This window comes from Acidimicrobiales bacterium (genome assembly GCA_040219085.1).
Lineage (GTDB): Bacteria > Actinomycetota > Acidimicrobiia > Acidimicrobiales > JAVJTC01 > JAVJTC01.
Genome location: JAVJTC010000004.1, coordinates 59320 through 79844, shown reverse-complemented (window position 1 = coordinate 79844; position 20525 = coordinate 59320). Strand labels below are relative to the sequence as shown.

The 20525-nt window shown below is 69.1% G+C and carries 21 protein-coding genes; 17 read left to right on the top strand and 4 right to left on the bottom strand.

Going from position 1 to position 20525, the window contains the following annotated elements:
• The first annotated feature begins 79 nt into the window (after nt 1-79).
• From RIE08_01885 to RIE08_01865, 5 genes are all read left to right on the top strand, one after another.
• Nucleotides 80-607: a fasciclin domain-containing protein gene (locus RIE08_01885; GenBank protein MEQ8716338.1), complete on the top strand. Its 528-nt coding sequence runs from the start codon at nt 80-82 to the stop codon at nt 605-607.
• A gap of 138 nt (nt 608-745) precedes the next feature.
• Complete coding sequence (locus RIE08_01880) at nt 746-2326, top strand: class I adenylate-forming enzyme family protein (protein MEQ8716337.1); 1581 nt, start codon at nt 746-748, stop codon at nt 2324-2326.
• 102 nt (nt 2327-2428) lie between these two features.
• Nucleotides 2429-3604 carry a hypothetical protein gene (locus RIE08_01875; GenBank protein ID MEQ8716336.1) on the top strand — a complete coding sequence of 392 codons (1176 nt, stop codon included), beginning with the start codon at nt 2429-2431 and terminating at the stop codon, nt 3602-3604.
• Nucleotides 3605-3644: 40 nt separating this feature from the next.
• The gene (locus tag RIE08_01870; protein MEQ8716335.1) at nt 3645-4649 is read left to right on the top strand and encodes an ATP-binding cassette domain-containing protein; all 1005 of its coding nucleotides are present in this window, start codon (nt 3645-3647) and stop codon (nt 4647-4649) included.
• Nucleotides 4646-5446: an ABC transporter permease gene (locus RIE08_01865; GenBank protein ID MEQ8716334.1), complete on the top strand. Its 801-nt coding sequence runs from the start codon at nt 4646-4648 to the stop codon at nt 5444-5446. The genes RIE08_01870 and RIE08_01865 overlap by 4 nt, the downstream gene beginning before the upstream one ends.
• Nucleotides 5447-5462: 16 nt before the next feature.
• Here RIE08_01865 and RIE08_01860 read toward each other — a convergent pair whose 3' ends face one another.
• Nucleotides 5463-5933, bottom strand: a complete 471-nt coding sequence (locus RIE08_01860) for a VOC family protein (GenBank protein ID MEQ8716333.1) — start codon at nt 5931-5933, stop codon at nt 5463-5465.
• 127 nt (nt 5934-6060) lie between these two features.
• Between RIE08_01860 and RIE08_01855 the strand changes: the two genes are divergently transcribed.
• From RIE08_01855 to RIE08_01835, 5 genes are all read left to right on the top strand, one after another.
• Nucleotides 6061-6957, top strand: coding sequence for an MBL fold metallo-hydrolase (locus RIE08_01855; GenBank protein ID MEQ8716332.1), 897 nt, complete (start codon nt 6061-6063; stop codon nt 6955-6957).
• 148 nt (nt 6958-7105) lie between these two features.
• Nucleotides 7106-9244, top strand: a complete 2139-nt coding sequence (locus RIE08_01850; GenBank protein ID MEQ8716331.1) for a hypothetical protein — start codon at nt 7106-7108, stop codon at nt 9242-9244.
• Nucleotides 9245-9324: 80 nt separating this feature from the next.
• A complete protein-coding gene (locus RIE08_01845) occupies nt 9325-10641 on the top strand; it encodes an adenosylmethionine--8-amino-7-oxononanoate transaminase (GenBank protein MEQ8716330.1) in 1317 nt (438 codons plus the stop codon).
• A 7-nt stretch (nt 10642-10648) separates the two neighbouring features.
• Nucleotides 10649-11785 (top strand): 8-amino-7-oxononanoate synthase, encoded by a 1137-nt coding sequence (locus RIE08_01840; GenBank protein MEQ8716329.1) that lies wholly within the window; start codon nt 10649-10651, stop codon nt 11783-11785.
• Nucleotides 11782-12441 (top strand): dethiobiotin synthase, encoded by a 660-nt coding sequence (locus tag RIE08_01835; protein MEQ8716328.1) that lies wholly within the window; start codon nt 11782-11784, stop codon nt 12439-12441. Before RIE08_01840 ends, RIE08_01835 begins: the two co-directional genes overlap by 4 nt.
• Before the next feature lie 146 nt (nt 12442-12587).
• On the opposite strand, the gene ppk2 is transcribed toward RIE08_01835, so the two are convergent.
• The 3 genes from ppk2 to RIE08_01820 form a co-directional block, all read right to left on the bottom strand.
• Nucleotides 12588-13460: a polyphosphate kinase 2 gene (gene ppk2, locus RIE08_01830; GenBank protein MEQ8716327.1), complete on the bottom strand. Its 873-nt coding sequence runs from the start codon at nt 13458-13460 to the stop codon at nt 12588-12590.
• A 63-nt stretch (nt 13461-13523) separates the two neighbouring features.
• Nucleotides 13524-14717: a cupin domain-containing protein gene (locus RIE08_01825; protein ID MEQ8716326.1), complete on the bottom strand. Its 1194-nt coding sequence runs from the start codon at nt 14715-14717 to the stop codon at nt 13524-13526.
• On the bottom strand, nt 14714-15037 hold the full coding sequence (locus tag RIE08_01820) for a PqqD family protein (protein MEQ8716325.1): 324 nt from the start codon (nt 15035-15037) through the stop codon (nt 14714-14716). The genes RIE08_01825 and RIE08_01820 overlap by 4 nt, the downstream gene beginning before the upstream one ends.
• 51 nt (nt 15038-15088) lie before the next feature.
• Here RIE08_01820 and RIE08_01815 point away from each other — a divergent pair, with 51 nt between their 5' ends.
• The 7 genes from RIE08_01815 to RIE08_01785 all read left to right on the top strand — a co-directional run bounded on the left by RIE08_01815 (nt 15089) and on the right by RIE08_01785 (nt 20514).
• Nucleotides 15089-16597 (top strand): PqqD family peptide modification chaperone, encoded by a 1509-nt coding sequence (locus RIE08_01815; GenBank protein ID MEQ8716324.1) that lies wholly within the window; start codon nt 15089-15091, stop codon nt 16595-16597.
• 8 nt (nt 16598-16605) lie between these two features.
• Complete coding sequence (locus tag RIE08_01810) at nt 16606-17595, top strand: hypothetical protein (GenBank protein MEQ8716323.1); 990 nt, start codon at nt 16606-16608, stop codon at nt 17593-17595.
• Complete coding sequence (locus RIE08_01805) at nt 17592-17714, top strand: hypothetical protein (GenBank protein ID MEQ8716322.1); 123 nt, start codon at nt 17592-17594, stop codon at nt 17712-17714. The genes RIE08_01810 and RIE08_01805 overlap by 4 nt, the downstream gene beginning before the upstream one ends.
• A gap of 54 nt (nt 17715-17768) precedes the next feature.
• Nucleotides 17769-17891 (top strand): hypothetical protein, encoded by a 123-nt coding sequence (locus tag RIE08_01800; GenBank protein MEQ8716321.1) that lies wholly within the window; start codon nt 17769-17771, stop codon nt 17889-17891.
• A 2-nt stretch (nt 17892-17893) separates the two neighbouring features.
• Nucleotides 17894-18037, top strand: coding sequence for a hypothetical protein (locus tag RIE08_01795; protein ID MEQ8716320.1), 144 nt, complete (start codon nt 17894-17896; stop codon nt 18035-18037).
• A gap of 62 nt (nt 18038-18099) precedes the next feature.
• Nucleotides 18100-19377 carry a histidinol dehydrogenase gene (gene hisD, locus RIE08_01790; protein MEQ8716319.1) on the top strand — a complete coding sequence of 426 codons (1278 nt, stop codon included), beginning with the start codon at nt 18100-18102 and terminating at the stop codon, nt 19375-19377.
• Nucleotides 19378-19530: 153 nt separating this feature from the next.
• Complete coding sequence (locus RIE08_01785) at nt 19531-20514, top strand: hypothetical protein (GenBank protein ID MEQ8716318.1); 984 nt, start codon at nt 19531-19533, stop codon at nt 20512-20514.
• The last annotated feature ends 11 nt before the right edge of the window (nt 20515-20525 follow it).

The following is a 20525-nucleotide window of genomic DNA, read 5'->3' as shown; positions in this document are numbered from 1 at the left end:
ATCTCGAGGGTGGCGCGCATCCGCGACCGGGACCCGGGGCGAAGACATGCACATCCCCCGTAACGAAAGGCCCCCAACAATGCGTTCCACATTCACGAAGCTGATGGCGCTCCTCATGGCAGTGGCTCTGGTCGCCGCCGCCTGCGGCTCCGATGATGAGCTGTCCGAGGCCGACGTCTCCGAACCGGGTGACATCGTCGATGTCGCTGTGGCTTCTGAGCGGTTCCCGACTCTGGTTGCTGCGCTTCAGGCCGCGGATCTGGTCGAGACGCTTCAGGGCGAGGGTCCCTTCACGGTGTTCGCGCCGACCGAGGAGGCGTTCGCCGATCTTCTCGCGGCTCTGGACCTGACCGCTGAGGAGCTTCTGGCCGACACGGCCCTGTTGACCGATGTTCTGCTGTACCACGTGGTGCCGGGTGAGGTTCCGGCCTCGGTCGTGGTGACGCTCGACGGCGAGTCCGCCGACACCGCCCTCGAGGGTGCGTCGGTTGCGATCAGCGTCGACGGTGACACGGTCATGGTGAACGATGCGACGGTCATCGAGACCGACATCGAGGCGTCGAACGGCGTGATCCACGTCATCGACACCGTCCTGGTTCCCTCCTGATCCACCCCTGAGACCCCCGCGTGCGATCCGGCCGGCATCTGCCGGCCGGATCGGCGCGTCCGGCCCGGGATCGGGCCGACTCCACGTCGGTGCCGGGCACGCTGGCGGCTCGCCCCGCGCCCTGCCACTCTTCAGATCATGGCTGACGTGCGATCACCGACCGACAGCATCGAAACCGGTCGCGACCAGTGGCGCTGGCGGGTCGATGCCACCCCGGACCGTGAGTTCATGCGCTTCGAGGGCATGAGCTGGTCCTTCGCCGAGTTCGACGAGATCCGGCGGAAGGTGGCCGCCGGTCTGGCGGCGATCGGCGTCGGCGTCGGAACCCGGGTCGCCGTCGGGATGACGAACCGTCCCGAGGCGATCGCCGTGCAGCTCGCCATCCAGGAGCTCGGGGCGGTTCTCGTCCCCCTTCTGCCGGACCTCACTGCCCACGAGCTCGGCTTCCGTCTGGGTCATTCCGCATCGGAGTTCCTCGTGGTCGACGGCGGGATCACCCGGGATCTGTTGGATGCGGTGGCGGACTACCCCGACCTGCGCACGGTCGTCAGGACCGCCGAGGTCGAACCCGTGGTGGGAGTGGCCGATGTCGTCTACGACCGCGTCGCCGACGCGGACGCCGTGGCACCGCTGGATCTCCCGGGCCTCGACGCGAGATCGCTCGCGATGATCCTCTACACCTCGGGCAGCACAGGTGACCCGAAGGGCGTGATGATCGGCACCGGCGCCTTCGCCACGGTCGGGCCGGCCTTCGCGGACCAGTTCGGCATCGGCCCGGAGGACAACTTCTACGCCCCGCTGCCGTTCGCCCACGCGGTCGGTGCGCTGACGGCCCTCGGGCTCTCGACCCACCTGGGGTGTGTCATGACCCTCGCAGACCGCTTCAGTCCCTCGACGTTCTGGACAGACTTCGTCGGTGGTGGGATCACCACGTCGATCCTGTTCCCGACGCACCTCAATCTCCTCCTGGAGACCGGAGACGGTGCGCCCGGCCCCGGCGAGCATCCGTTCCGGCTCGTCATCACCCATGCGTACCTCCGTCGCTTCCGCGAGCGCTTCGGGGTCGACATCGCGACCGTCTGGGGGATGACCGAGACGGGGGCGATCTGCACGGGGTCCGAACCCGGCTACGACGGGCGCCTCGGCGAGAACTACATCGGCACCCCGATGCCCGGCGCGGAGGTCGGCATCTTCGACGAGAACTTCGAGATGCTCGGCCCGGGCGAGGAGGGTGAGCTCTGCCTGCGCCACCCCAACGTGATGCTCGGCTACCTCGACCTGCCCGACGAGACCGCGCGCACCCTCGTCGACGGGTGGATCCGCTCCGGTGACCGGGGCGTGATCGACGAGGAGGGCCGGGCTTTCTTCGTCGGGAGGTTCAAGAACGTCATCAAGCGCTCCGGTGAGAACATCAGCGCGGAGGAGGTGGAGACGGCCCTCGACCGCCACGCCGACGTCGTCGAGTCGGTCGTCTTCGGCGTGGCCGACCCGGTCAGGGCCGAGGAGGTGGCCGCAGTGGTGGTCGTCCGCAGCGGATCCCAGGTGGACGCGGCTGAGCTGCGTAGCTCGACCGCCGAGACTCTCGTGCGTTGGAAGCAACCCCGCTACATCGATCTGCGCACCGATCCGCTGCCCCGTCTCGCCAACGGGAAGGTCGACAGGGTGGGCGTCGTCGGGGACTTCGATCCCGGATCGGTGTGGGACGCGCAGGCCGACTGAGCCGGTCGGCGGCCCGGTGCAGCCATTGCGGTGGCGTCGACGGCGATTGACACGGACAGCGCCTGCCCCGATGATCGGCCTCCGCCCAGGGGGGATCAGCTGATGTTGACGAAGTACGACGAGTTCCCGGTCCACCAGTCGCCGTATCCGTTCAGCCGGATCCCGATCACGGACTACTCGTTCGACGACGGCTTCTACTTCGGCTTCTTCTGTCCCGAAGAGAAGCTGTTCCTTTTCGCGGGGATGCGGGTCAACCCGAACGCCGACATGATCGGCGGCTACGCGGGAGTGATCCACGAGGGAGTCCAGTACACGGTGCGGATGAAGCGCCCGTGGAGTCCCCGCCACGACACCGTGATCGGGCCGTACTCACTCGACGTCGTCGAAGCCTTCACCGACCTGCACCTGGCGCTCGGGGCCAACGACTCGGACCTCAACTTCGATCTTCACTGGCTCGGCGCCGGACCGCCGTTCACCGAGGCACACCACTTCGCGACCAACCGGCAACGGGTGACGACCGACCAGACCCGCTACACCCAACCCGGCCGGGCGTCGGGCTGGATCGAGTTCGCGGGTCGGCGTCTCGAGGTGACCCCGGACCGGTGGTACGCGAGCCGGGACCACTCCTGGGGCCTCTACTACGAGCGGACCCCCCTCGCCCCCGACCGCCGCTGGATGCGGCCGCGCGAACGCGGCCAGCGCCGCTCGTTGCGGCTGTGGACGGTCTTCGCGACGCCGACGACGGCGGGCTTCTTCTCGGTGCACGAGGCCGCCGACGGTTCACGGGGCGGTCTGAACGACACCTTCGGAACCCCCTTCGAGGGGTACATCACCCCCGACGGAACCGAGGTCATCGAACTCACCGACATCGCGCACCGTGCCGAGTTCGAGCCGGGGAGCCGGGTGATGCGCACCGTCGGCGTGGACGTCACCGACGTAAACGGTGACGTCTGGACCATCGACCACCGCGCGGCCCAACCGCCCTGGTACCCCCAGACCATCGGCTACGACGCCGGGAGCTGGCGCGACGGCGGTTCGATGTACACCTACGCCGGGACCGACGAGCCGGTCCTCGAGTTCGACGAGTTCGACCTGTCGACCCAGCCCTTCGACTTCACCACCCACGACGGCCGCGAACTCAAGGACCGCACGGGGCTCGAGTACCTGGTCTCGGTGACGGTGAGCGCGCCGGACGGCACGACGGCGTCCGGTGCCGGACAGACCGAGCTGTTCGTCTGGTCCGACTACGAGCCGTGGTTCGGCGAAGAAGTTCGGTGACGCCCGGCCGAAGCGGGTGGGAATCGGACAGAATCGGCTCATGAGCCTCCAGAGCGGATCCACGAACGCGGCGAGCGCGGGCTCGGCCGCCTCCGACGTCGCCATCACGACCCGAGGACTCTCCCGCTCCTTCGGGACCAAGACGGTGCTCGAAGGAGTCTCCATCGAGATCGCAGCGGGGACGGTGTACGCGCTCCTGGGCCCCAACGGTGCCGGCAAGACGACGCTGATCCGGATCCTCACCACTCTCCTGTCACCCAGCAGCGGCGGAGCGACCGTCGCCGGCGCCGACATCGTGACCGAGCCCCGCGTCGTGCGGTCCCGTATCGGCCTGGCCGGGCAGTTCGCCGCCGTCGACGGTCACATGAGCGGGCGGGAGAACCTCGTGATGGTCGCCCGGCTCTACAACCTGGGCCGACGCGAGGCGAAACGTCGCGCGGACGAGGTCCTCGAGCGGATCCATCTCACTGACGCCGCCAGCCAGCTCGTGCGGACCTACTCGGGTGGCATGCGGCGCCGGCTGGACCTCGCCGCGAGCATGGTGGGCCGGCCTCCGGTGCTCTTCCTCGACGAGCCGACGACCGGTGTCGACCCGCGTAGTCGCCTCGACATCTGGGAGCTCATCGCGGAGATGGTCGACGAGGGAACGACGTTGATGCTGACGTCGCAGTACCTCGAGGAGGCCGAGTACCTCGCCGACCGGATCGGCGTCATCGACTACGGGACCCTCATAGCGGAGGGGACCGCCGACGAACTCAAGGCCCGTCTCGGCGGTGACCGCATCGAGATGACGGTCGACCGGGGGGTCGTCGCCTCCGCGGTGGACGTGCTCGGACCGCTCGGGCCCGCGTTGACCGTCGACGAGCGGCGCGGGACCATCTCGACGCCGGCACCGGGCGGCATGCACGACCTGAACACAGTGATCGCCGCACTCGAGGCCGCCGGCGTCACCCCGGGCGCCATCGGCCTGCGTCGGCCGAGTCTCGACGACGTCTTCTTCTCACTTACGTCACCCGAATCCCGCGAGGCCGGGGGTTCACGATGAGCTACCCGACCTACACCCGCACCAGTATCGCCATGTTGTTCGACCAGATCGTCGTCATCACGTGGCGGAACATGTTGCGCAACGTCCGGCTCCCGCAGTTGCTGGTCTTCGCCACGATCCAGCCGGTGATGTTCCTGCTGCTGTTCAACTACGTCTTCGGTGGAGCGATCACACTCGGCGGGGCCAGGGGCGGCGACTACATCGACTTCCTCGTCCCGGGTCTGCTCGCCCAGACGTCCGTGTTCGGGGCGACGCAGACGACCCTGGGGCTGACCGAGGACCTCGCGAGCGGGACCATCGACCGGTTCAGGTCACTGCCGATCGCCCGGGTTGCGGTCCTGGCCGGGCGCACCGTCTCCGACGTCATGCGCAACGCGTTCGTGGTCATGTTGATGTTGACCGTGGGCGTCGTGCTCGGCTTCGACCTGCGGGGTTCGATCCTCGAGGGGGCCGCCGCCGTCGCGCTCGTCCTCGCGTTCGGCTTCGCGTTCTCGTGGGTGATGGCGACCGTGGGGCTCACGGTCAAGAACCCCGAGGCCGCGCAGGCCGCCGGGTTCCTCGTCGCCTTCCCGCTGACCTTCGCCAGCAGCGTGTTCGTCCCCACTTCGTCGATGCCGTCGTGGCTGCAGCACTTCACCGATCACCAGCCGGTCACGGTCCTCGTGAACGCGGTGCGGGGGCTCATGGCGGGGACGTCGACCGCATCCGACATCGGTCTGGCGTTCGCGTGGATCGGTGCGATCCTGGTCGTGTTCGTTCCGATCGCCGTGGCGGCGTACCGCCGGGCGGCCCAGTGAGACGAGGCGCTCCGCGTCAGTCGGCCTCGTCGAAGTCTCCGCCGGCGAACCACCGTTCGAACATGGGACGCATGCTCGTGTCGAGCAGCTCCACCCGCTGACCCGTCGGAGTCATGAAGAAGCAGAAGCCCGCCATCGCGCCGTCGTCGGTGCCGGAGTACAGGAACTCCCAACCCCGGGAGAGAACTGCGGCGGTGTCGCCGGCGAGGTCGTCGGACCAGTGCCCCGAATGGTCGAGGCCCCCGTGGACGGCGGCGTCCCACGGCGTACCGGGTAGACCCTGGATCAACTCGAGTTGGACGGGCCCCTCGACCGAGTAGTCGAAGATGACGTGTGTGTCGACGAGGTCGTCGCCCACCCTCAGCGTCACGTCACGCTCCTGGATCGAATGCCAGGTGAGGCCCGTCGCCCGCGAGTAGTGGGCCATCGCAGCCTCGAGATCGGCCACGATCACCCCGACGTGGAACGGCTCCGTCATCTGGAACATCGCGACGTCTCCCTGGTCTCGTCGGTGCGGATGTCGCTACAGCGTGACGCACGGCGCTCACGGCGTCCACCTCCCGCGAACGTGCGAGGATGGCTCACTCGACACGCCGGGGGGCACTGTGGAAATCGTGCGGACGAAGAGCTGGGAGGTCGGCGACGTCGTCGTCACGAAGGTGTACGAGTCTCGCCTCGCTCGCGACTCCATCTTCTCGATGCTGCCGATCGTCGATGCGGACCTCGGTCCGTACCGGTCGTGGATGGCGCCGTTCCTCGGCCCCGACGACGAGATGGTGATGGACGTCCACGCGTTCTGTATCGAGGCCGACGGTCAGCGCATCGTCGTCGACACGTGCGTCGGGAACGACCGCCACTACGAGTCCGACCTCTTCGCATCGATCTTCAACGGACTCCACACGTCCTTCCTCGCCGACCTGGAATCCGTGGGGTTCGGGCCGACCACCGTCGACACGGTGATCTGCACCCACCTGCATCCCGACCACATCGGCTACAACACGGTGCGGACCGAAGCGGGGTGGGAGCCGACCTTCCGGAACGCCCGCTACGTCATGTCCAGGGGTGACGTCGACGTGTGGCGGAAGGGTTTCACCGAGCTGGGGGGACCGGTGGCGGACGATTCGACTCTGGCCTTCACGACGTCGGTCGAGCCGGTTGTCGCCGCCGGACAGGCCGAACTCGTCGAGCCCGAGGAGTTCCGGGTCAGCGCGAGCGTGTCGCTCATGGCCACGCCCGGCCACACCCCGGACCACTTCTCGGTGATGATCCGTTCACGGGGGGCGACGGGGCTGATCACCGGGGACGCCGTCCACACGCCGGTCCAGCTGGCCCGTCCCGAGTGGAGTCTGAACGCGGACGCCGACGCCGAGGTGAGCGCGCAGACCCGGCGGAGCCTGGTCGAACGGTTCGCCGGTTCGGACACTCTCGTCATGGGAACGCACTTCCCCGACCCGACGGCGGGCTACATCGTCGCCGACGGCGCCGGATGGCGATTCGAGGGCGCTCGCTGACGGCGGCCGCGGCGCCCGTCCGGCTGTGCGGTTGGCCCTACCTCGCCTGAGGTCTAGAGTCACCCGAAGGGCGAAGCGGAGGGGGACTGAAATGCTTTCACGTTGGATGGCGTGTGTCGCGTTTTCAGCAGTGCTTTCCAGTGTCGTCGTGGTCGCATCTCCGGGCTCGGCCCAGTTGGTGGGCGACGGCGGACCCGACGGCGGTGAGGACTTCGTCCAGCTGGCAGCGGGTGGCTTCGCCGAGGGGATCGACGGCCCCCACCCGGAGGGCTCCTCTGCGAACAGCTATGCCTGGTCGTCTGCGATCTTCGACGGGCGCCTGTACGTCGGCACCGTGCGCAACGCGTTCGACGCCGAGAACACGACACTCGGCGACCGGCGCGGCGAGATCTGGCGGTACGACCCCGGCACCGACGGCACCGACGGCACGTGGGACCGGGTCTACCAGTCGCCGGTCTTCTTCGAGGGCGTCGACGGCGGTGTGAGCCGGGAGATCGGCTACCGCGGCATGACCGTGTGCGACGCCGGAGACGGCGTCGAGCGCCTCTACGTCTCGACGATCGGTCTCGGAGGGCGCGTCGTCTACACCGAGGACGGCGAGTCCTTCCAGCCGGCGAGCACGTGGGGCCTCAACGTCGTCCGTGACATCGGCTACCGCTCCCTCGTATGCGCCCGCGGGTGGCTCTACATGTCGCCGGTGGGGACATTCACCGATTCGGAGGGAACCGAGAACCCGGTCGTCCTCGCATCGGCCTCACCGACGAACGGCCGCTGGCGTGCAGTGAGCGAGCCGGGTTTCGGACGGCCTGACACCTCCACGGTCATGACCCTCGCCGGGTTCGACACCCGGTACATCATCCCCGGCGACGACATGATCGTCGCGGGCAGCCTGAACCGCGAGACGGGCGTCGAGATCCACATGGCCCCGGCCTGTCGTCGGCCCCTGCTCGCCGTCGTGCGGATTCTCGGCCTGGGTTGCGATCCCGAGTGGGAACTGGCCGTCTCCGACGCAGCGGGTCGTCCCCTCGAGGAGGGGGTGCAGCGCAGCACGATCTCCGGCGCCATGGAGCAGTTCGGCGACCGGATGTACATCTCGATCGGTGAGACCCGTAGCTTCACCCGGGATGCGTCGGCCGAGATGATCTGGCTCGAGGCCGACGGAAGCTTCGGTCTCGTGATGGGCGTTCCCCGCGAGCCGTCCACGATGTCGGCATATCCCGGCTTCGAGTGCGAGTCCGAGGGCGGCCTGTGTGTCCCCGAGAGCGGCAACGGCCCCGGATGGGGTGGCGGCGGTCCCGACTGGATCGAGGGAAGCGCCGAGTACGTCTGGGACTTCGAGGTGCACGAGGGCTACCTGTACGCGACCACGTTCGTGAACGGAACACTCAATCCCAACCCGGCCATGTCGGCCGCCGAGGCCGAGGCGCTCGCCGCGGACGGGGCCGGCTTCGACCTGTGGCGAACCAGGAACGGTGTGACATGGGAGCAGGTCTTCGACGACGGCCTGGGTAACCCGCTCAACAGTGGCGGCCGGACCATGGCGTCGAGCCCCGACGGTCTCTACGTGGGCACCGCCAACTCGAACACCGTCCACCCGCTGGGCGGAACCGAGGTGTGGCTCGGGCGCTGCCTGGGTGGTGTCACCGAACCGGTGGCCGACGCCGGTGTGGACCGGGTCATCCACGACGAGGGCGCCGACGGCGAGGACGTCCTGCTGCGCGGTTCCGGATCCGGAGCAACGTCCTGCGGCGACGAGGTCTACGACTACGCATGGTCCGAAGGTGCCTGTGGCGCCACGACCGGGTCGATCTCCGACGGTGGCAGTGCGGATGTCACGGTCAGCCAGGGCTCGGACACGACTGAGACCTACTCACTCGTCGTCAGGGACACCAACGGGTCCACCGCCTGCGACGAGGTCGTGATCGACGTCTCGACGAACGCTCCGCCCGAGGTCACCATCACGACCACGCCGGCCGCCGCATACCCGTTCCCGGGGGCGGGGGCGGCCGGCTTCCTTCCCACGGTCCGGATACCCGACGGCGATGATGACGACTTCGTGGACGTGCCGCTCGTCGGCGAGTGCACGGACAGCGACCTCGTGTCGTGCGAGTGGTACATCGCGCCCTCGACCACGCTCGCCGACCCTGTCGATGACCTCGACAACATCGCGACGGTCCCCGTCGGCGCCGCGTTCAGCTTCCGGGGCGTCTCGATCTGGTTGATCGCTGAGGATTCTGCCGGCAACCGCACCGCGGCGGGCGTGTCGGTCGCGGAACTCGTCGACTGACCGGCCCCACCGGTTCCGACCGGGCCCCGGTTTCCCCGACCCTTGGGAAGTCGGTCCCCCCGCGACATACGGTTGCGGCCGTGAAAGCCGACGCGTTCGTGCCACATCGCGACCCGGTCACCGATCTCGTCGGCCGAGACCGGGCCGTCCTGTGGCATCCCTACGCGCCGGCGGCACAGCACCCCTCTGAAGCCCCCCTGGCGGTCGTGTCGGCATCGGGGGTGCGTCTACGCCTGGCGGACGGGCGCGAGCTCATCGACGCCATGTCGTCGTGGTGGGCTGCCATCCACGGATATCGCCATTCCGTTCTCGACGCCGCTGCCCGGGCCCAACTCGACGACATGTCCCATGTCATGTTCGGTGGCCTCACGCATCGGTCTGCCGTGGAACTCGCCGAGCGGCTCGTCGCGATCACCCCCGATGCCCTCGAGCGCGTGTTCCTGTCCGACTCGGGCTCGGTGGCGGTCGAGGTCGCGATCAAGATGGCGGTCCAGTACCAGCGCGGGCGGGGACGGCCCGGGCGCCGCCGCATGCTCACAGTGCGCGGCGGATACCACGGGGACACGATCGGTGCGATGTCGGTGTGTGACCCCGTCACCGGAATGCACTCGATGTTCAACGGGATGCTGGCCCCGCAGATCTTCGCCCCGGTGCCGATGCCCGTCTACGGCGACACGTTCACCGTCGAGCACGTGGCGGAACTCGGTGGACTCCTCGCGGAGCATCGTGACGAGATCGCCGCGGTGGTGCTCGAGCCGGTCGTGCAGGGCGCCGGTGGCATGCGGTTCTATTCGCCCGGGTACCTTGCCGCAGTGCGCGAGCTGTGCGACGAGGCCGAGGTGCTGTTGATCGCCGACGAGATCGCAACCGGCTTCGGCCGTTCCGGGGAGCTCTTCGGCTGTGACCATGCGGGGGTCACCCCCGACATCATGTGCCTCGGCAAGGCGATGACCGGTGGGTACCTCTCGATGGCGGCGACGTTGTGCACGGCTGAGGTCGCCGACGGGGTGAGCGCGGCGGAATCAGGCGCGCTCATGCACGGACCGACGTTCATGGCCAACCCGCTCGCGGCCGCTGTCTCGGTTGCATCGATCGACCTGCTGGTCGGCGCCGACTGGCGTGCCACGGTCAAGCGGATCGAGGACGCTCTGGTCACCGGCCTCTCCGCGGCGAAGGGCCGTCCCGGCGTCGCGGACGTGCGGGTGCTCGGCGCGATCGGCGTCATCGAGATGGCCGAACCGGTTCCGGTCGCCGCGCGTGACGTGTTCGTCGAACGGGGCGTGTGGTTGCGGCCGTTCGGGCGGCTGCTCTACACGATGCCGCCGTACGTGACCGATGACGCCGACGTGGTGACGATCTGCGATGCGATGCTCGCCGTGGTCGACCGGTTCGGCTGAGTCGCCGATGGACTGGGCCGCGCGCATCGACGCGGATCTGGGCTCGATCCGAGGTCAGGGCCGCTGGCGCACGAACGCGGTCTTCGACGCCCGTGGACCGGTCGGGTGTGTGGATGGACGTGAGGTCGTCTCCTTCGCGTCCAACGACTACCTCGGACTGTCGACCCACCCCGCGGTCGTCGATGCCGCACACGGCGCGCTCGACCGCTGGGGTGCGGGCGCGACGGCGTCGCGGTTGGTCGTGGGTACCCGACCCGTCCACGCCCAGCTCGAGACCGCCCTGGCAGAGTGGCGTGGCACGGAGGCGGCCCTCGTCTTCCCGTCGGGGTACCAGGCCAACCTCGGGGTGTTGACGACCCTCGGCGGCGCAGGCGTGACGATCTTCAGTGACGAGGCGAACCACGCCTCGATCATCGACGGCTGCAGGCTCGCCCGCGCCGACGTGGTCGTGTACCGGCACCGTGACGTCGGTCACCTCGCGGAGTCGATGGCCGTCGCCGCCGGGCCGCGGGTCGTCGTGAGCGATGCCGTGTTCTCGATGGACGGCGACGAGGCGCCGGTCGCGGAGCTCGCGGAGCTCTGCGCCCACCATGACGCCGTGTTGGTCCTCGACGAGGCCCATGCCGTTCTCGGCCCGCACGTCGGCGACGTCGGGTGCGAGCTCGTGAGAATCGGAACCCTGTCCAAGGCTCTGGGCTCCCAGGGGGGGTTCGTCGCCGCTCGACAGGCCGTCATCGATCTGTTGGTGAACCGCGCCCGGTCGTTCATCTTCACGACGGGCCTCGGTCCTGTCTCAGCGGCCGCGGCACTCGCGGCGCTCAACGTGACCGTTTCTGCGGAGGGTGTGGGATTGAAGCGGCGGCTCGCCGCAGCGGTGGAGCGCGCCCGGCCGGGGTGCCGGTCACCGATCCTTCCCGTCGTGGTCGGATCCGAAGCTGCCGCCGTGGCCGCGTCTGCGGCGCTTGCCGAACGGGGCCTGTGGGTCCCCGCCATCCGCCCACCGACCGTGCCCGAGGGGACGAGTCGACTCCGGATCGCCCTTTCGGCGGCGCACACCGGGGCGATGGTGGATCAGCTGGTCGAGGCGCTCGCGGCCACGGGGCTCGGGCCGGCGGGCGGCGAGTCGTCGCCGGCACTTCTGTGACGGAGCGCCCCCGCTGTGTCGTCGCCGTGGTCGGTACCGACACGGGTGTCGGCAAGACCTGGGTGACTGCCAATCTGGTCGAGCGGGCCCGCGCGCAGGGCCTCGCCGTCGCCGTGCGCAAGCCCGTGCAGAGCTACCACGCCGCTGAGGTGGGGGCGACCGATGCGGAGGTCCTCGCCGCCGCCGCCGGTCTCGAACCCCTCGACGTGTGCCCGGCGGAGCGCTGGTACCCGCTGCCGATGGCGCCGCCCATGGCGGCCGACGCCCTCGGTTTCCCCGGGATCGGTCTGCAGGATCTGGCCGTCACCTGGGCGGAGGGGATCGATTTCGGCCTCGTCGAAACCGTGGGCGGTGTCCGTTCCCCGGTGGCCCACGACGGCGACAGTGGCGCTCTCGTCGGCCTCGTCGCGCCCGACCGGGTTCTGCTCGTCACCGACGCCCGGTTGGGAACGATCAACGCGACGATGCTGACGCTCGGGGCGTTGGAGAAATGGCCCGCTGTCGTCTTCGTGAATCGCTTCGACCCCGACGACGATCTGCACCGCCGCAATCTGGCCTGGCTGCGGCGTCACGCCGGGGTGGCCGTGGAGACGGCCCTCGACAGGACGCTCGTCCGCTGCCGCTCAGCCGTCGACCGTGACCGGCGTCACTCGTAGGAGCCGGCCCAGCCGCCCGTGGCGAAGCTCACCTGGGGCTCGGAGGTGACGCCGGCATCTTCCATCGCGTCCAGCAGCGCCGAGTTCGTGAGGAGGGCCCGCAGCGTGTCGAAGGAGTCGGCCTGGTCCGCCTTCGTGGTCGGCGCTCAGAAGATCTCGGGTACGAAGGTCTGGTCGGTGATCGGCGGACGGATGTAGGAGCTGACGTCGTGGCGCGGCGGAAGCTCCACCTCGGGACGCGTGACGTCCTCGTAGGGGATCTGGCTGAGCAGGTGGCTGATGCAGTTGAGTCGCGCCCTGCGCTTGTCGTCGGCGTTCACCACCCACCACGGAGCCTGCTTGATGTCGGTGTGGTTGAACATCACGTCCTTGGCACGGGAGTAGTCGGCCCACTTCTCTCTGGACTCGAGGTCCATGGGGCTGAGCTTCCAGCGCTTGCGGGGGTCCTTCATGCGGGCCTGGAACCGCCGCTCCTGCTCGACGTCACTGACCGAGAACCAGTACTTCACCAGGACGATTCCCGACCGGACGAGCATGCGTTCGAACTCCGGGCAGGACCGCAGGAACTCCTGGTGCTCGTCGGGGGTGCAGTAGCCCATCACCAGTTCGACACCCGCGCGGTTGTACCAACTGCGGTCGAACAGGACCATCTCACCCGCTGCGGGGAGGTACGGCACGTAGCGTTGGAAGTACCACTGGGTCCGCTCGCGGTCGTCGGGCTTGCCCAGGGCCTCGACCCGGCAGATGCGCGGGTTGAGTGGCTCACTGATCCGCTTGATCGCCCCGCCCTTTCCTGCCGCGTCACGGCCCTCGAAGATCACGACGACCTTCAGCCCCTCATGGACGATCCACGCCTGGAGCTTCGCGAGTTCCAGGTGCAGACGGTCGAGTTCGCGGTTGTAGACCTTGCGGCTCAGCCGCCGACGCTCGGCGGCCGGTGCGTCGCCGAAACCGTTCTCGAGGTCGCTGAGATCCTCGTACGGCGTATCGGCACCGTCGCCGTCATCGGTGTGGGGCATCGCGGCCTCCTCGGGGCGTGACCCATTGTCGCGGGCGCCGGGCCGCTTCGCCCGCAGATCGCCTCAGCGCAGCTGGATCAGCCCGGCGGCGGCGAGGGCCGTGAGGGTGTCGGGAAGGGCGCGGTCGGGCAGGTTCCCGCATGGGAGCTCGGCGATGTCGAACCAGCCGCCACCCGCCAGCACGTCGAGCATGGCGCGGCACCGGGAGTCGAAGCGCAGCCGTCTGCCCCCCGCTTCGCAGTAGGTGTCGGAGCCGTCGTCGCTGATGGCGGGTCGGAACGGGGTGACGAACCGGACGCGGCGAGCGGACGTGACAGCCACGGTGGAGAGATCGCCCGTCGGGGGGACTGTGGCGGTGGCGAGGTCGTGGTTCACGAAGGCGGTCCAGTCCGCGTCCGCGGCGACGGCGGTCAGTTCGTCGACCAGGGCCCGGGCGTGGTCGGCCGCCCCGGTGTCATCAGCGAACACCGGCAGATCCGCGCGAAAGCGTTCACTGGCGCGCAGCCGGTCGGCCAGGAAGCCGACCCAGTCGATCCCGGTGCGGCGTCGCAGGACCATGGCGAGGTGGGTGCTGACCCCGTCGGGGTCGGTCGTCTCGGCTGTGTGCCAGGTCCCCCTGGGCAGATAGAGGACATCGCCGGCCTTCAACGTGACCCAGCGGGGGTCACCGTCGGGCGGCTGGGGCCGGGCGACGTCGCGCTCGAGCGGGTGGGCCCGCGTCGGATCCCACAGGCCCCAGTTCTTCGACCCTTCGAGTTGAACGGCGACGACGTCGAAGTCGTCCACGTGGGGTGAGAACCCGCTCGTGGCCCCGTGGACGAGGTATCCGGTGGTGTCGATGGGACACCGCAGCCACCACTGCAGCGCCCGACGGGTGTCGTCGAGCGCCGGGACGAGGCCGTCCATCATCCCGATGACCAGCGTCGCCCCCTCCCCGAGCCGCGAGCGCACCTTGTCGGGGTCCGGAGCGACGTAGGTGAGTTCGGTTCTCGTCTGGCGGACCTGCATGTACCGGCCGGGGTCGAGGGCGGCCCCGTGGTACATCCTGATGCGGGGCGGATGGAGCGGCGTCGTGGAGACGAGCCGGGCGAAGCCGCCGGCATCGAAGAGGGTGGTGAAGGCGTCCGGCGGTTCGGTCGAGCCGTGGTGGACGTCGTGGCCCAGGGTCCGCGCCGGGAACGTCGTACCACCGAGGGCCTCGGCGATACGCCGGGCGTGGGCGTCGTGGGACGGCAGCGGTCCCGCCGCTGCCGTCACGACGACACGATGCGGATGAGGTTGCGGTCGTGCAGCCCCGTCGCATAGGCACACACGTCGCTGTCGGCGCGGGCCTGATCGATCCCGAAACGCACCTTCAGGGCTGCGCTGAGCTCGTCGAGCGTGCGGGGCTCGGCGAGCATCTCCCACAGCATGGTCCCCGTCGGGTTGAGTGACGAGACCCTTCCCGACGCGACGTCGTAGATCACCGTCTCGTCGTCGATCCGGGCATCGTGGCGCCCCTCTACGCGCTCCAGGACCGTGGCCGCGAGGGCGTCCCGATCCGCAGGGTCGAAGCTCACGGGGCTCGGGACGCTCACGTGCGGGACTATAGTCACGCAGGCATTTGCGGCCTTCCCGACTGGAGTGGCGTGATCACAGCGACCCGAACGGAGGAGCTCGCCCGCAGGGCGCTGGCCCGCCTTCCTGAGCCCGTCGCAGAGGCCATGAAGCGCCTCGCCCGACGTGCCGCGGGTCGTCCGGAGCCGGCGCCGAGGGTCTACGAGACCCGCTTCCTCGAGCGCCCGGTCGGTGCCAAGTTCGAGCTGACCCATCGCTGCAATCTCATGTGCGGATTCTGTTACACGGACTCGCCGGTGGTGACGCGCAGCCATCCCCACGAACTCGACGACGACCAGTGGCTCGCCGTGGTGGACCAGACCCTCGAACTCGGCATCGTCGAGGCGGTCGTCAGCGGCGGAGAACCGTTCTTCCGCAAGTCCCTGACCCTCGACGTGGTCGAGCGCCTCAGTTCGGCCGGGACGTCGGTCATTCTGAACACCAACGGGTGGTTCGTCGACGACCGGACCGCTGACCGACTGGGGGCGAACGACGGGCTGATCGTCGTGGTGTCCGTCGACGGGGTGACGCCCGAGGAGCATGATCACGCCCGGGGTGTGGCCGGTAGCTGGTTCCGGGCCGTTTCGGCCGTCGACCGGCTCATCCAGCGGGGCGTCGCCGTGCGTGTGAACCACGTCGTGACGCCCGACAACCTGGACCGGGTGGAGGACTTCATGGAGGCGATGTGGGGTCTCGGTGTGCGGAGTCTGCGGGTGACGGCGGTCGGTCCCACGGGGTCGGCCACGCGAGGCGGCGACTGGGGCGTGGACCGCCGGGTCCTCGAGTCCTCGTTCGCACGGTTCTGTGTCCGCCACGGTTCGCCTGTGAACGTCAGGCTGTCGGGGCCACCCGACATCGTCGAACGGATCAAGGATGCGCCCCGGACGATCCTGGTCAAACCCGACGGCGCCGTTCTCGTGGAATCCGGTCAGCCCTTCGCCTTCGGCAACGTGGTCGACGACGGCGTTCGAGCGTGCTGGGAGAATCTCGGCTCGTTGTGGACCGACCGCCGCATCATCGACTGGGCTGCTGACGCAGCATCGGGATCGGACTCCGCCGTGGTGCCGTACCGGGACCCCGACGTCTTCCTGGCCGGCACGGCGCCACCGGCCGGCGGCGAGAAGGTCCCTGCAGCCGAGGTCGCCCTGGCGCCGGTCGGTCCCGCCCCGGCTGTGACCCCCGCCACGGTCACCGCCGCCAGGTCCGTTCTGCGGAACCTCGTTCTGGCCCGGCGCCACCGTCTCGGTGACCTGCGCTGGAGCGGGGACCGTGACGGTGACAGGTACGTGCGGCTCCGCGACGGCACACGCGCCACGATGAACGCGTTCGCGAGCCTCGTGATGGATGCCGCCGACGGCGCCACGGTGCGGGAGGCCGCGGCAGCGCTGTGCAGCCGTCTCGTGGGCGCGGATCCGACGAGGGTGGAGGACGACGTCGTCGCCACGGTCGACGATCTGCGGGTACGGGGCATCCTCGTTCCGGTGCCGTCCGCTCCGGACGCGTCGGCGCGGTCCCGGATACCCGTCGCGGCTGCTCCCTGATCGACGAGATGGAGATCCCTGACGAGACTGTGGGTGAGCCATCCCCCGATCCCGTGGAGAGGGGAACGGCGTTCGGCCACCGGGTGTTGTCTCGCGAGCCGCTCGTGCGTCTCGGCGTGGGTGAACCGGCCCCACTCGGGTCCATCACGGTGGAGGTGGCATCCGGCGAACCCATGGAGCGGCGCGGCGACGACGCGACGGTGGACCTGACGACGCCGTTGCCCGAACGTCTCCGCGACGGGATCGTGCGCCTCGCCGCGCCCGGGATCACGAGCTTCGACCTGGATCCCCACGCGTCGCTCATCACGGTCACCGTCGCCTCCGGGGACACCATCTGGCGCCATCGGCTCCTCAACGCAGCCATCCCGTTGCTGTTGACGGCGCAGGGGTACTTCCTCTCCCATGCATCCGCGATCGTCGTCGACGGTGTGGCGGTCCTGTTCGTCGGACCGTCGCGGCGGGGGAAGTCGACGGTGGCCGCCACTGCCGCGGAACTGGGTTGGCCGGTGCTCGCCGAGGACGGTGTTCTCATGGCGCTGGGAGACCACGGTCGTGTCGACCCCGGCGCTGACGCCGCAGCCGTTCCGGTCGCCTGGCCCGGGGCGGTCGACGTGCGACTCTTCGACCGGCTGGTCACGCCCGATGAGACGCGGGTTCCACCGAAGCGGACAAGACCGCTTCCCGCCACACTGCGGCACCGGGAGCCCACACCCGTCGGGGCGGTCGTGGTGCTGGGGGCACGCGGCGGTGAGCCGGCGTTCGAGGAGCTCGCGACCCGCTACCGCGTCGCCGCCATCCTCGCGAACTCCTTCTCCGTGGACGAGGCGACGCGCGACGTGCAGTTCCCGCTGGCGGCGGCGTTGGCCGCTCGCATCCCGGTTGTCCGGGGCCATCTCCCGGAGGGCCTCGGGAACCTGCCTGGTGCCCTGCGTGCGCTCGTCGAACGGACGTGCGAAACTGTCGCTTCGCAGTGGCCACCAGCGCAGGAACGGCAATGATCGAAGACGACAGTCCCGAGACGGGAACCCCCGTGAGCTACTCGCCGCCGTGCGTCATCGATGTCGATTCACGCGATGACCAGGAGTTCGTGGTGAATCCGGCCATCCTCGCGAGTTGAGGATCGACGGGCGACACGGATGGACCTTCGAGGCGTCGAGATGGAGATGGTGCGATGAAGTCAGATGATCAGACCCCTTCGGACGTGGACGGCTACACGCCGCCTGAGATCTGCGACGTGGAGACCGCCGAGGACCGCGAGTTCGCCGTCGTCGCGCTCGCCCCGGTGGGGAGTTGACGATGTCACCCTCCGAACCGCGACCGACAGTTGAATCACGCGGGTACGAGCCTCCCGAGATCTGTGACATCGACGACCTGGTGGGCGACCGGGAGTTCTCCGTCGTCCCCGCCGAGACCGGCTCCCCGATCCCGGAGCGGAACTGAGCGACTGTTCCCCGAGCAGGTCGGGTAGCGAGGCCGGCCTGCTGGCCTCGTAGGCTCACGCGATGATCCGCACGCTGAAGGCCGGGCAGAGCTCACGGCAACGTCGAGACGCGCAGGCCCAGGTGACCGCGACGGTGGGCGCCATCCTCGACGACGTCGAGGCTCGGGGCTGGGACGCCATCCGGGAGTACTCAGAGCGCTTCGACGGCTGGAACCCTGACGATTTCCGCCTGAGCGACGACGAGGTCGCGGCATGCGTCGCGTCGTTGCCCGACGAGACCATCGCCGACATCGAATTCGCGCAGGCACAGATCCGACGGTTCGCCCAGATCCAGAAGATGGCCCTGCGCGACGTCGAGGTCGAGACCATCCCCGGCGTCGTCCTCGGTCATCGCAACATCCCCGTCGCATCCGTGGGCTGCTATGTCCCGGGCGGCAAGTACCCGATGGTGGCGTCGTCGCACATGAGCGTGCTGACGGCCAAGGTCGCAGGTGTGGATCGCGTGGTTGCGTGTGCCCCGCCGTACGAGGGTGAACCGTCGGCGGCGATCGTGACAGCGATGCACCTCGCCGGTGCCGACGAGATCTTCGTCCTCGGCGGTGTGCAGGCCATGGCGATGATGGCCATCGGCGCCGAGGGGTTCGAACCCGTCGACATGGTGGTCGGACCCGGCAACGCGTACGTCGCCGAGGCCAAGCGGCAGCTGTTCGGACGTGTCGGCATCGACCTTCTCGCGGGACCCACCGAGACCCTCGTGATCTGCGACGACACCGTCGACGCGGAGCTCGTCGCGGTGGATCTGCTGGGTCAGGCCGAACACGGGCCCACCTCACCGGCCGTGTGTCTCACCACCAGCGAGACGGTCGCCGAGGAACTCCCGGCCATGATCGACGAGGTCCTCGCCAGGCTGTCCACGCGTGAGGTGGCCTCGGTGGCGTGGCGGGACCACGGAGAGATCATCCTGTGTGACACCGACGACGAACTGCTCGCCGAGGCCGAGCGCATCTGCTCGGAGCACGTTCAGGTCATGACAGCGGACCCGCAGTGGTTCGCCGACAGGATGCGCAACTACGGCGCGCTTTTCCTCGGCGCCCGCACCAACGTCAGCTACGGCGACAAGGTGATCGGCACGAACCACACCTTGCCCACGGGCAGGGCGGGCCGCTACACGGGCGGGCTATGGGTCGGGAAGTTCATCAAGACCCACACCTATCAGCGCATCGACACCGACGCCGCGTCGGTTCACGTCGGTGAGTACTGCTCGCGCCTGTGCGAGCTCGAGGGCTTCGCCGGTCACCGTGAGCAGGCCGACATCCGCGTCCGCCGGCTGGGACACTGACGCGACCTGGGGCCGGGTTCCCCCGAACGGGGCGGACTTACGAACCGGGCTCGTCTTTGGTATGATTGCGGATTAGGCGCAAGAGTAGGAGCGCTCGAGGCAGTTTCGCCCTGACCCCGCGGACGGCACCCCCCCAACCGGGAGTTGATCGTCGTGGATCAGGGCATATCGGAACTCATCGCTGAATTCGGCCGGTCAATGTGCCGGGATCCACGTCCGTCCACGGACCTCGGCGCGCTTCTGCGTCGGGGCACGGACGCTCTCGCTGTCAGTGGCTCGGCGGTGCTGGCCTCGGTGGCGGGGAGCCACGAACCGACCGTCGCAGCGTCCGACCCGTCGGCATGGCGACTCGAGGATGCCCAGCGGTCGCACACGGGCGGTCCCGGCATCCTGGCCCGGGCGACCGGATCCACCGTCGTGGTCCCCGATCTGATGGCGGACGGCCGCTTCGGCGCCTTCGCGTCGACCGCCCAGACCGAGGGGGTCAGCGGGTCGGTGTCGGTGCCGTTGAGCGACGGGGGTTCCGCCTTCGGTTCACTCGATCTCTTCTTCGGCCATCCGGGAGCGCTCAATCCCCTCGATCTCGACGTCTACGACGGGATCGCCTCGCTCATCGCGGCCTACCTCGTCACCGCCAGCCGTTCCGAGTCGATGCGGCGCGCACTGCTCGAGACGTTCGCCGAGACGCTGCAGGACCCGGCGACCGGACTTGCCGGGCGCGCCGCGGTGATGCGCCGGATCGAGACGGCCCGACGGGCCTCGCGGCGCACCGGTCGTACGCCCGTTGTGGTTCTGGTCGACGTGCTCGGGCCGGACCCGGATCTGCGGGTGCTGGGTGCGCATCGCTACGAAGCCTTCATCGCCGCCGCCGCCGAACGTATCCGCCAGGCGGTTCCCGGTGACGTGGCCGGACACCTCGGCTGCGGCCGTTTCGTGGTGGCCCCCGATGTCCGCGAGTCCGACGTGGTGGCCGCTGATCTCGTGAATGCGATCCGTGCCGCGTTCGAACCGCCGCTGACGATCGACGACGAAGTGGTCCCGCTGGGCGTGAGGATCGGTGTCGGCACCGACATGAACGCGGGAGGCGTCGACCGACTCCTCAGTGCAGCGGAGGAGGACCTACGCCGATCGGGTTGACGCGGGTCGGC